This window comes from Enterovibrio norvegicus FF-33 (assembly GCF_000286835.2).
Taxonomy (GTDB): Bacteria; Pseudomonadota; Gammaproteobacteria; order Enterobacterales; family Vibrionaceae; genus Enterovibrio; species Enterovibrio norvegicus_A.
Genome location: NZ_AJYD02000038.1, coordinates 1,612,537 through 1,625,357, shown reverse-complemented (window position 1 = coordinate 1,625,357; position 12,821 = coordinate 1,612,537). Strand labels below are relative to the sequence as shown.

At 44.9% G+C, this 12,821-nt stretch carries 7 protein-coding genes; 6 read left to right on the top strand and 1 reads right to left on the bottom strand.

Going from position 1 to position 12,821, the window contains the following annotated elements:
• Positions 1-218: 218 nt before the first annotated feature.
• Together katG and A1OO_RS15520 are read left to right on the top strand one after the other, a co-directional pair.
• Positions 219-2,393 carry a catalase/peroxidase HPI gene (katG, locus tag A1OO_RS15525; protein ID WP_017003573.1) on the top strand — a complete coding sequence of 725 codons (2,175 nt, stop codon included), beginning with the start codon at positions 219-221 and terminating at the stop codon, positions 2,391-2,393.
• Positions 2,394-2,633: 240 nt separating this feature from the next.
• Complete coding sequence (locus A1OO_RS15520) at positions 2,634-5,387, top strand: M16 family metallopeptidase (RefSeq protein WP_017003572.1); 2,754 nt, start codon at positions 2,634-2,636, stop codon at positions 5,385-5,387.
• A gap of 111 nt (positions 5,388-5,498) precedes the next feature.
• Here the strand turns inward: A1OO_RS15520 and A1OO_RS15515 are convergent, their stop codons facing one another.
• On the bottom strand, positions 5,499-5,672 hold the full coding sequence (locus tag A1OO_RS15515; RefSeq protein WP_016960244.1) for an ATPase: 174 nt from the start codon (positions 5,670-5,672) through the stop codon (positions 5,499-5,501).
• Positions 5,673-5,939: 267 nt separating this feature from the next.
• Between A1OO_RS15515 and A1OO_RS15510 the strand changes: the two genes are divergently transcribed.
• From A1OO_RS15510 to A1OO_RS15495, 4 genes are all read left to right on the top strand, one after another.
• Complete coding sequence (locus tag A1OO_RS15510) at positions 5,940-6,827, top strand: PhzF family phenazine biosynthesis protein (protein ID WP_017003571.1); 888 nt, start codon at positions 5,940-5,942, stop codon at positions 6,825-6,827.
• A gap of 188 nt (positions 6,828-7,015) precedes the next feature.
• The gene (locus tag A1OO_RS15505; RefSeq protein WP_017003570.1) at positions 7,016-8,224 is read left to right on the top strand and encodes an EAL and HDOD domain-containing protein; all 1,209 of its coding nucleotides are present in this window, start codon (positions 7,016-7,018) and stop codon (positions 8,222-8,224) included.
• Between the two features lie 4 nt (positions 8,225-8,228).
• Positions 8,229-11,600 (top strand): ATP-binding protein, encoded by a 3,372-nt coding sequence (locus A1OO_RS15500; protein WP_017003569.1) that lies wholly within the window; start codon positions 8,229-8,231, stop codon positions 11,598-11,600.
• A gap of 185 nt (positions 11,601-11,785) precedes the next feature.
• Positions 11,786-12,820 carry an efflux RND transporter periplasmic adaptor subunit gene (locus A1OO_RS15495; protein WP_026023890.1) on the top strand — a complete coding sequence of 345 codons (1,035 nt, stop codon included), beginning with the start codon at positions 11,786-11,788 and terminating at the stop codon, positions 12,818-12,820.
• Position 12,821: the final 1 nt, after the last annotated feature.

Genomic DNA, 12,821 nt, shown 5'->3' with positions numbered 1-12,821 from the left:
TGGGTGTTTCACTTGAGAGGCTTATTTGTGAATGCACCGTATCAAACGTGAGAATGGCGAATCAATGTAAACATATGATATATATCTATTTTTTGTTTATCACGTATGACATCGAAATTACCTATTACAACGTTCAGATCTTCCAATTGGATACGAGGGGCTAATCCATCTATACCTTAAGTCTGCGCAGACAACATGCGTTTATCTGGAGGAAAGTTATGTCTGATATGAGTCAATGCCCATTCCACAATTCTGCTGGTGGTGGCACCACAAATCGTGATTGGTGGCCAAACCAACTTCGCATCAGTATTTTGCATCAACACACCCCTGAGTCTAATCCCCTAGGCGGTGGTTTTAATTACCGAAACGCATTCAAAGCGCTCGATCTCGAAGCGGTGAAGCAAGACATTCATGCAGTAATGACTGACTCTCAAGATTGGTGGCCTGCAGATTTTGGTCATTATGGCCCGTTTTTTATTCGTATGGCGTGGCACAGCGCGGGTACCTACAGAACATCAGATGGACGCGGTGGCGCAGGCACTGGGAATCAGCGATTTGCGCCAGTCAATAGCTGGCCTGACAACGGAAACTTAGATAAAGCTCGTCGATTACTTTGGCCGATAAAACAAAAATATGGCCAACAGATCTCTTGGGCTGATTTGCTGATCCTAACGGGTAACGTTGCATTGGAGTCGATGGGATTCAAAACGATTGGATATGCAGGCGGTCGAGAAGACATTTGGGCGCCAGAGGAAGATGTTTATTGGGGCACAGAAAAGACTTGGCTTGGCGATACTCGCTATAGCGGAGACCGCGATTTGGAAAACCCACTTGCTGCTGTTCAAATGGGGCTTATCTATGTGAATCCAGAAGGGCCAAACGGTAACCCTGACCCACTTGCTGCTGCTGTTGATATTCGTGAAACCTTCGCACGAATGGCAATGAATGACGAAGAAACCGTCGCATTGATTGCGGGTGGGCATACTTTTGGTAAAACACATGGCGCAGGTGATGCTGCATTGGTTGGGCCAGCACCGGAAGAAGCGCCGATAGAATTACAAGGCTTTGGTTGGATAAGCAGCCATGGTTCGGGTAAAGCCGGTGATGCAATTACCAGTGGCGTTGAAGTCACTTGGACACAAGCGCCAACGCAATGGACCAACTATTTCTTTGAAAACTTGTTTGGTTACGAGTGGGAACTGTCGAAAAGTCCCGCTGGTGCACACCAATGGGTTGCGAAAGACGCAGATGGCGTTATCCCTGACCCATTTGACAGTTCGAAGAAACGGCTCCCCACTATGCTAACAACGGATTTGTCTCTTCGTTTTGATCCAGCTTACGAAAAGATTTCTCGTCGTTTCATGGAAAATCCGGATCAGTTTGCAGAGGTGTTTGCACGCGCATGGTTTAAGTTGACCCACCGTGACCTCGGTCCTCGTACTCGTTATCTTGGTTCAGAAGCGCCGAGTGAAGTAATGATTTGGCAAGATCATGTACCAGAGCGCAATCATGTCTTGATCGATGCCGCTGACATTGCACATCTGAAAGCCAACATTGAGGCAACGGGTTTAACTGTCTCAGAATTAGTGTCTACAGCCTGGGCGTCTGCATCGACGTTCCGTGGTTCAGACAAGCGTGGAGGTGCCAATGGCGCACGCGTTGCACTTGCACCTCAAAAAGATTGGGCGATTAATCACCCAGACCAGTTGTCGATGGTGCTAGAGAAATTGGAAGGCGTGCAGTTTGACTTCAATGGAACTCAAACGGGCGACAAGCGTGTTTCACTTGCGGATATTATTGTCTTAGCGGGTGGTGTTGGCATCGAAAAAGCGGCTAAACATGCTGGCGAAACGGTTGATGTGCCGTTTACACCGGGAAGGATGGACGCGTCACAGGACGAAACTGATGTTCATTCCTTTGAGGTGTTAGAGCCTGAGGCTGATGGTTTCCGAAACTATGAGAAGGCCAAATACACCGTCTCTGCAGAGGAAATGTTGGTTGATCGCGCGCAATTACTGACACTAACAGCGCCAGAAATGACCGTGCTTGTGGGTGGCATGCGTGTTCTTAACACCAACGCGGGTGGTCATTGTCACGGAGTATTCACGCATCGTCCTGAGTCGTTAACCAATGATTTCTTTGTTAACTTGCTCGACATGGGCATTGAATGGAAACCCATTAGTGGCGATGACGTGTTTGAAGGTCGTGACAGGTCAACCGGTGCGGTCAAATGGACAGGTACTCGTGTTGATTTAGTTTTCGGCTCAAACTCACAACTTCGCGCATTGGCAGAAGTTTATGCCACACAAGATTCTCAACAAAAATTCGTGAATGATTTTATAGCAGCGTGGACGAAAGTCATGAACTTAGATCGCTTTGATCTCATTGCCTAATGCTTGATTTTATTTAGTCATGAAAGAGATACGGAGTCGCCACGCGTTGGCGGCTTTTTTTTTCGAAAGAAATCGGGCATGACTTTAGTGATTTCCGAGCGAAATTAATCTCAATTGACACTGAACTTCACATTCTCGCTTGAATTGCAATTTTTCCAACCTTGCCTATGTCTTAATAGTCATCAAATTAAAACATCATTTCTTGTCAGTGATTCATAGCATTGAATTTCCGGAGCCTCTATGTTTGCTCGTCTAGCAACAACACTAGCATTACTGTTAGTGGTGGGTTGCTCAACACTTACGCTTTCTCCTGCATTAACGACGGATCCTAATTGGACATCAGTCACGCTTGCCAATGGTTTTCAGTATCACCTGTTCCCGATAGAAGGTGAAAACGTTGAAATTCGCTTGGTAGTGAACGTTGGGAGTCTAAACGAGGAGGACAATGAGCGAGGCTATGCGCATTTCATTGAGCACATGGCGTTTAATGGCACCGAGCGATTTCCAAACAATTCTGTGTTCGATACGTTTGCTGCGGTAGGCGTCGAGTTTGGGCCTGACATTAATGCGGTAACTGATTATGGGCGGACGATCTATCAGCTTTCTCTCCCGGACAACGGAAGTACGCAGCAAGCGTTGGCGTGGTTCAGAGACATTGGCGATGGGCTGATACTCGACCCGCAAGAAGTGGACAGTGAGATAGGAGTTATTTTTGGTGAATGGCGTCAAGACAATCGCAGCGATGCATCTTGGCAGCTCAAACTCTATGACACATTACTCGCAAACTCGCCCTATGTCGTTCGCGATCCGATTGGTACTGATTCAACGTTGACAGAGGCTACGGCTGACAAACTCAGGGCGTTTTACACGAAGTGGTACCAAGCCAATCGAATGCAGTTGGTCGTGGTTGGCGGTATCGATGTCGCCAACTTAAGTCAGAAGATTGATAAAGCGTTTGCGTCATTGCCTTCCAATAACGCAAAGCCAGAGCTCCATCAACTTGACGAGATAGACGCCAATATTCTTTATCCATTAACGCTTTATGCGCCGCAAGGCGAGTCGCCTGCTGTTGTACTTAGCTTTCCCGATGGACGTCAGAACGCGATCAATACGTTGAGAGAGCAAAGAGAGATGTGGTTGGAATGGATGGTTTTGGATGCCATTCAATTGCGATTAGAAGAACAGTTCGACCGTGCCGGTGTTTCGCACAATGGCATTTATAACAGTGTTGCCTTTACGCCAGGTTATGACGTGTACGAATTGGTTGTTGAATTCAATAATGTCGACAGACAATTTATATTGGATGAATTGGCGAGAAATATGGCATCTCTTCGCGACCATGGTGCTAGCCGTGGTGAATTTTCTGCGTTGCTTGAGCAGTACAAAGCGTCCATTAATTTGTATGAAGACTACCTGCCCATTGAGATTGCAGAAACGGCAATGCAAGATCTCTACCTCAACCGATTGCCCCAAGATGACCGAGAGCAGAATGCGAATTTCGAAGGTTTTCTCAATACGCTGTCGTTTGATGCATTCAATTCAAGGTTAGCCAAGCTTCTTTCTGTCCCTCATCAAGCCGTCACTTTGGTTTACGACAATGGGGAATCAATATCTGATGCTGAAGCATTGAAGCGGCGCTATTTTGCTGATGCCGGAAAGCGGGGCGAAAACGTAAATGTCGCCTATTTGGATGTGGAGATACCGCAACCTGAAACATTCAGTGAGGGGGTGGAGGCGGTCAATGAACGACACGACAGCCTATTTGAATGGCAACTGCCAAACGGATTGCCCGTGATGTTTTATCAAATGGATCGGCCGACGTATGAAAGTTATGTGGTTTTACAAGCCAAAGGGGGGCTATCCGTTCTTTCTAGAACAGAAAGGGCAGCGCTTGATTTACTGTTTGAAACCTACCGAACCGGTAACGTCGGCAATATTGAAGCGTTTGATTTTTCGCACTACCTTGAGGTTAGATCGATTTCTATCGAACCCGAAGTATTCAATAAAAGTCATAATTTCGCGTTGTTGAGTCCCAATGAATACCTCCCTGAAGCATTGAACGCGCTACGATACCTAATTGAAAAGATTGAACCCAATAACGAGGCGTTTTCACGAGAAAAAGCACGCATTATTCATCGGGTAAATAGTGCGGAAAGCTCACCTTATGATGTGTTTGGCCGGGCATCGTTAGATGCGATTTATCCGTCTGACTGTTATGAGTCTCCGTTGTCAGCGGAAGATTATGAATCGGTAATGTTTAATGATGTTAAACATGTTTACCAAAAGCTGTTCAGTGACGTCGGGCACTTCAGTATCTATGTAGTGTCAGATGAATCACTTGGCATTGTTGAAAGGATGGTGACGGGCTATTTGGGTAGCATGACCACCCAAAGGCAAGAAACAAAGCCAGTATTGAACCGATATAACCGTAATGGTGGTCGTGTTGTTAAGCATCTTTCACCAGAATATCGTACCTATATCGAGCGTGTATTCGTCTCTGAGGCAACGCCGCGAACATTGAATTTAATTTACGCAGAAGACATGTTAAACCGAGTGCTGCAATCTCGTTATAACAACCTTGTTAGAGAAAAACATGCGTTGTCTTACGACCCGTATTTTTCTTCTTGGACGCGGGATGGCGAGGCTTTTTCGGTGACGAGTTTAACTGCGTTAATTTCTCCGGAAAAAGAAAAGCTATTGGCGTCGCTTTGGCCCGAGATTCAGGGCGTGCTGACAGCCCCTGTGTCAAAACGTGAAAGAGATAACGCCGCTCGTCAGCTTTCAAATGATATGTATGACATTAGTAACGATGGTTTGTACATGGTGGGTGCACTGGCGCGATACGACCTGTGGGGATATGGCGTAGAAGGGGTGTTGTACCCTGATGAGATTATCTATCAAATAGATGAGGGGATGTTGACCCGTTTAGCTAAACAATTGTTTGACGGCAGTACACTGTTTGAAAGTATCTTGAGACCCAACAACCTGAAATAAAAAACGCGCTTTAGGCGCGTTTTTTTGACAATTTAACCGCTTAATAGCGGAGTCATATGCCATTGAATTGACAAACTCCGCAACCGTTCGCGGTAAGTGTTCAAATCATCATTAATGCGTTGATTTACCGCCGAAGTACTTTTCCATAACCTCAGGCGTGAGTTCGCCTTTCTCTTCTAATGCTTTAAGCTCCGCGACGATACGCTTTTGATCTTCTAAAGAAGGCAAAGGAAGATCGGGTTCGCGCTCAGGTGCGCCTTTCATCATGTTTTCTAAATCGATCATTGTTTAACACTCCTAGCCAATGTGGGACATATTCTAAGGAAAATACCTAACATCTAGCAAGCAAATGACGCCTCAACAGCATTCTTAGCGTGGTTAAGGCAATTTTCGTGACGACAAGGTCGCGCATACCCTGAAAAAACATCAATTTCTTGTGTTTTTCGCTTTTTTGTAACACTGTAACAAATATACCTAAATGTGTTTTGTACCTGTTATTTCGAAACAGGTCACATGACCGACAGAGAATAATAAAAAACAAGGAAGGTAGCGATGTCAGAATTTATTGAAGTCTATGTGGTTAATGCCTTTGTTGCTGACAATAAAGGCGGCAATCCAGCGGGCGTTGTTCTCAACAGCGCTCATCTCACCGCCAAACAAATGCAGTCTATCGCCAAAGAACTTGGCCATTCTGAAACCGCGTTTGTCTCCCCTTCGAAAAAAGCAGATTTTCGTGTGCGTTTTTTCACACCAACAAATGAAGTCGAGTTTTGTGGTCACGCTACGGTCGGTACGTTTTCTACTCTGTTTAAAAATGGGAAAATAGAGGCTGGTGACTACAAGCAAGAAACTGGCGCAGGGGTGTTAGGGGTATCCGTCTCTCCTGAAGGACGCATCTCCATGGAGCAAACCTTGCCTAAATTTGGTAAAGAGTTTGCTGCTGATGAACTAGCATCAATGCTCGGCTTAACCGTTGAAGACATACTTGCAACCGGATTACCGGTAAAAGCGGTATCTACTGGCTTGTTCGATATCATTGTCCCGGTAACCGACGAAGCGGTATTGAACAAGGTTTCGCCCGATTTTGCAGCCATTAAGAAATTTAACAAGGCAACCAAGACAGGGGCTGTACACGTGTTTTCACTGACGCCTGCAGAATCCGATATTTCAGCACGCTGTCGTAACTTTGCCCCGCTACTTGGTATTAATGAAGAATCAGCAACCGGAAGTGCTGCGGGTGCGCTAGCGTCTTATCTGCATGTTTATCAAGGTGGTGGTAAGTATCGCTATTTGTTTGAGCAAGGCGAAAACTTGAACCGACGCTCATTAATTTGGGCCAGTGTTGAGCCTGATGGTGATGACATCACTCAAGTGAGTGTTGGAGGTTTCAGTGACAAACCTCAGCGGATCCCTTTCCGCATTGAAGAAGCCACTGAGTAAACAGCAAACCTATTGAAAGTTATAAATAAAAAAGAAGCCTCTTGGCTTCTTTTTTTGTTTTTGTCATTCGTGGGCCCAAGACGCGTGATGTTGAACAAGAGTTTCGTCTATTTAACGGAAAAAAAAGGAAATATACGGCATTTGGTCTAAATTTTAATTACATGTCTCATAAATAGGATGGCGACTGCGTGGCCGAAGTGTTTTTCTCATGCCAACCAATCTTTGACAATGAACTGCACCATTGGGGTAGCGAATTGCTATTCCGTGAGGGATTGGAAAACAAATTTCCGTCTGTCGATGAAGACACGGCGACATCGCGTATATTGAGTGCCAATTTTCTATCCAGTGCCAATCGTAACACTGACATTCGCTATATTGTCAGTTTCGGGGAGTCCTCGTTACTGAATGAGATCCCATTGGCGATGCCGTCACAGCATTTGATCATTTCGGTGACGGATGATTGCTTACCTTCTCAAGAGCTCGTTAGTAAGCTGAGAAGCTATCGTACTGAAGGATACCGTATCTTGATGGATAGTAAGGCCATGGATAATGAATGGCGCAGGCATCTTGAATTGGTCGATATTTTTAGCATCAGTATGGAACGCAGCAATCCAGCAGATTGGGAAGAAACCATTACACAGTTTTCACAACAAGTGTTTTTGGCAAGAAAAGTGGAGACACAAGAAGAGTTAGCTGCAGCGCAAGGCTATGGATTTGCGTTGTTTCAAGGCTACTTTTTTGAAAAACCTCAGGTTGTTCGTACTGATGATGTTGCCCCGTCAGTGATGTCGTTGCTGGACGTTTGTATCATCATCAATCGTACTCCTGATGATATCGACACCCTCACCAAAATTATTTCCAAAGATGTTTCTTTGCTTTACAAGGTGATAGCCAGCGCAAACATTTTGGCAAAAACCAAGAAAAACAAAATTTCTAATCCACGTCAGGCGGTGGTGTATTTAGGTGTGCAATCTCTAAGGCGTCTAGTGTCATTGCTGATCATGTCTAATTTGAACCACCAACATGCAGCCCAACTCCAAAGTGTGTCTCTTACCCGCGCGACGTTTCTTTCGTCATTGACGCTCGATTCTGAGCAATTTAATCAGGATGAAGGGTTCATTGTTGGCGCTTTCTCAATGCTAGACGTGATGTTGAGTAAGCCAATGGCCGACATTATTGGGTTGCTCGATCTTTCTCCCGATGTGAAGCGCGCTTTGGTTGCCAGATCGGGTGTATATGGACACTTACTTTCATTGTGTCACGACATTGAACATGCGAACTGGAATGGTTTATTGCATTGGTGTAATCAACTCAAGCTTAATGATAAAGCGGTGTTAAAAGAGTACGAGCAGGCGCGAGATAGTACTTCGGATATCACTTCTAGCATGCAGGTTTAGCCCTATGTTGATGATGCGAACAAAACTTGCTGTGATTTTGCTGATATGTGGCACGTTGATACTCAGTATGTTTGGTGCGTTCAACTATGTGAAAACCCATGACAGACTTCATGGTGAACTAGAGTATGAAATTGCGTCTATCGCTACACGCTTGTCTTATCGTTTACCCAATCAACTTTGGAACTTTGATTTTGAGACCGTCGTCAAGGACTTAGAGAGCGAGGCGCTCTCTCGATTCGTGTATCGCATTGAGGTGGTTGCGAACGATGATAGTTTCCGCCATATCACGCCCCCCAAAGATGGACGATTTGATAACGAGTTCCGCCTTCATCGCTTTCCGATTACATACTCGGAGCTTGATAAACCCAGACCAGTTGGCGAGCTCATTATCTATGAAGACCCAAGACCCATTGAAAACACGCTGACATCAGAGATCGTATCGGGTATTGCGCAGATATTTTTGCTCGATTTGATGATCATGTTTTTGATATGGAAATATGCGCGCGCGATTAAAGAAATTGAATCCAGTAAAAATTACCTCAATACCATCATTCACAGCTACAAAGATGGGTTGCTGGTGCTCGGGGAAGACCACAAAGTGACGACACTCAATGAGGCCGCAAAGCGGATGTTTGAGCTGGACGATATCCCATTAGAAAAAACGTCGCTCACCGACATTATTGCAAAAGTGGTCCCTGATTCACGCGCTTATTTCTCGCAAGCTTTGTATGGCTTTAACACTAAGAATTTAAATTACGAGCTTGTGCGATCTCATGACAAAGTCATTGTTCAAGTTCGCTCGACGAAAATTGAAGTTAATGATGCACAACTTCAAGTTGCCATTATTCGAGACATTACAGAGCAACATCTCGACAAAATAAAAGTGTCTAAAGGTGCTGAACTTTTTTCCGCAGTGAAAACTCTTCAAGATAAGTTTCTTGTCAGCGATGATTACCACAACAGCTTTAAAGAAGTACTGAAAATACTACTCCGGATCGGGGAAAGTAACCACGGCTTGATTGTAGAGGTCGATTACAACGAGAAAGACAACTATCGTCCTTTGGCACAAACTCGCCTTGTTGCTAATGGCTATGTGTCTGAGGAATTTGTTAAGAGTGTTGTCACCAAGGTAATTGAAACAACAAAAGGGGATAAGAGCCTGCAAGTCGCAGGGCTGACTACCAACAACAATAAGCTCATTATCAATTCATTATGCATGCCTTTATTTTTATCGAATCAATTAGTTGGTGTGGTTTGCCTATTTGATGAATCGACGAGCTACGATGATGATCTACTTTCTTGGCTAGAGCCGGTATTGTCGAGCCTGAGTGCGATGGTCAACTTTGTGCGCCAAAAGAAACTTAATGATTTGATATCCGAAGAAATGTTGAGCGCGAAAGAAGAAGCGGAACGCGCCAACGAAGCTAAAACCAACTTCCTCGCCATGATGAGCCATGAGATAAGAACGCCGATGAATGGCATTGTCGGCATGTCTAACCTGCTCAAAGATACGCCACTCAACCAACAACAATCCTATTTTGTTGATACGCTCGCTCATTCATCTAATGCCTTGCTAAATATCATTAACGATGTACTCGATCTGACCAAAATCGAGGCGGGCAAAATGCAGCTTATCGAGCAGGAAACGGAATTGGTTGATCTGGTGCATGATGCTTTGGTTGTGTTTCACGCTCGCGCGGTAGAAAAAAGCCTTCGCCTTCATTGCTTGATTGAGCCAGATCTTCCTCGTTGGTTGATTTTGGATCCTGTTCGCTACACCCAAATCATTCTTAACTTGGTGGGTAATGCCGTTAAATTCACCAAGAAAGGCTCTGTCATGGTTCACATCAGTCAGATTGTCGTTGATGGAAAGGCGATGGTTCGTTTGACAGTCAAAGATACAGGTATCGGCATTCCAGAAAAAAACCAGCAGGCAATTTTTGATAATTTCACGCAAGTTGACAGTTCCTATTCGCGATCTTATCAAGGCACAGGACTTGGCTTACCCGTTTGTCTGAAACTCACTGAACTTATGCATGGCACCCTGACCGTGGAGAGTAAAGAAAGTATGGGGACGGCCTTCACTGTCGATATACCGCTGAAAAGTGTAGAAGACATGAACGACACGTTGTTTAGTGGTATGCATCTTCCTGATGATATTCGCAACCTTAATGCTGTCATTGCAACTAACGACGCCCAGCTATTCACGGTCTTTAACACCTATCTGTCTAGTGTTGGTATGGATGTGTCGGAATTTACGCCGGGTAAAACGCCCAATGAATCCATCACGGAGACAACATTGCTTTTCATCGATGATAGCGTCATGGGAGAGATGCGTCCCGTCATCAACATGGCGGCAAATTCGATTATGATCAGCCACGATGGCGTCATTGATGAGTTGGGCTTACCGTGTCTGATTAACCCTGTGAACCCCGATACATTGTTCCATTCCTTGGCGATAGACGAACCACTGCCGACTGTTGAAGTCAAATCGCCGGAATTTGTGAGATTTGAAGGGTTAAACGTGCTGGTGGCAGAAGATCACTTAGTGAATCAAGATTTGATGATGTTAATTCTTAATAGCTTAGGGTGTAACCCTTCGCTCGCAGAAGATGGTCTTAAGGCATTGGAAATGCACACCGATACGCCTTATGACCTGATACTGATGGATTGCCAGATGCCACAGATGGATGGGTTTGAAGCAACCAATAAAATTCGTGAGTTTGATACTGATACGCCAATCATAGCGGTAACAGCGAATGCGTTGTCGGGAGATTCAGAACGTTGTATTGATGCAGGGATGAACGCTCACCTAGCAAAACCATTTACTAAAGAACAATTGGTCAATTTGATGCTGTTATATGTCAGCAGTAAATATGTATCGAGTACTTTGGAAGATGATTATACGTCGACCCTTAGCCTCAATGACGCCGTGAACAATCATAACAAGCGTACTTCTCAGGAAACGTCACACCCAGACATTTCATCCTCTCTGTCATCGTCAAACATGGCTGCTCCGCATCCTAGTCTGGACCTAGAGCGTATTCGCGATCAGGTTGGGGACAGCGAGGAGCTGCTTCATCATATTCTTGGGAAGTATGTGTCGGCACAGCAAGCAGATATTGACGCTTTTCAGCAAACACTCGACAGTGGCGACGTTGCTGCTGCGAAAAAAATCGCGCATCGTATGAAAGGCGCAGCATCAATGATTGGTGCGGATGGTTTGGCAGACTTGTGTTTACGCATAGAGAAAATGCCCGGTGAATCTATCGAAGACCTGCAACAATTTCTTCCTGAATTGGATCAGAGCACGGGTACGATCACCCGTGAAGTTGAAACGATTTGTTCGGAATCAAATGGAACGAATATTACGTAATCTCTAACCACATAGAGTGACCTTGTCCAATTTATGCAGTTATTTGTTTGATATATAAGAAAATGACCATATCTGACTAATTCTATCCTTTCTTCGAGTACTCTATCTTTAGGGTTTTCAAGTGCTACTGCGCTACTCGTACGTTTTCAAATCCTCTCGATAAAATTGTTCTGACAAGGAGAGTTATGATGAAAGTAACGCTTATTTTTGCGTGTTGTTTTTATTTAAGTGGTTGCAGTGAAGAAGTTTCAATCCCCGAACCTGAAGCACGTCCCGCAAAATTAATGACCGTCTCGATTGGAGAAAGCAACGTTGAGCGAGCTTTTCCAGGAACCGTTGAGGCCGATGATCAGGCCGTGTTAGCTTTTCGAGTAGAAGGCAAAATCATTGCCATGCCGGTGTTTTCAGGAGAGGAGGTTGTCGAAGGAAGCGTACTGGCGGAACTCGACAAAGCTGAATACTTATTGTTGTTAGAAAAAGCGAAATCTATTCATCAATTAGCCACTGTTCAATATCAACGCGCGGTAAAGCTGAAGAAAACCAATTTTATTTCTGCGCAGGATTTTGATAAAGCGGTCTCGTCACTGAATGAAGCCAAAGCTAGCTTAGAGTTAGCCCAATCCAATTTCAACTACACAACATTGAGAGCGCCTTACGGTGGCACGGTGTCGTTAAGAGTGAAAGAAAAGTTTGAGTTTGTGAATGCGATGGAACCTGTCATGCATATTCAAACTAACGAAGTGATCAATGTCAGTTTTCAATTACCAGAAAGGCTATTCAATTTTTTCTCTTCTGGAGGAGAAGCCAATAGCCACTCTCCCTCGGTATCTTTTGACGCATACCCCGATCAGACTTTCCCTGCCGAATTTAAAGAAGTAGATACTGAGGCAGATACCACGACAGCGTCTTATCGAATTACCGTGTCTTTGCCTCGACCCCAAGGTGTCAATGTGTTGCCAGGTATGGCTGCCGAAGTGTCGACAAATTTTCCCGGCAGTGCTCAGAATACGTTGCCTTCAAGTGCGATTGATATTAATGAAGGGCTAACTTCCGTGTGGCGTGTTGGAGAAGGGGGCAAGGTGAACAACGTCCCTATCGTGCTTAATGGCGATGTGCTTGAAAGCGGGCTATCTGACGGTGATGTCATCGTAGTCAACGGTATTCAAAGCCTAAAAAATGGCATGGTTGTCTATCCATGGGTGAAGGAAAGAGGGCTGTAAT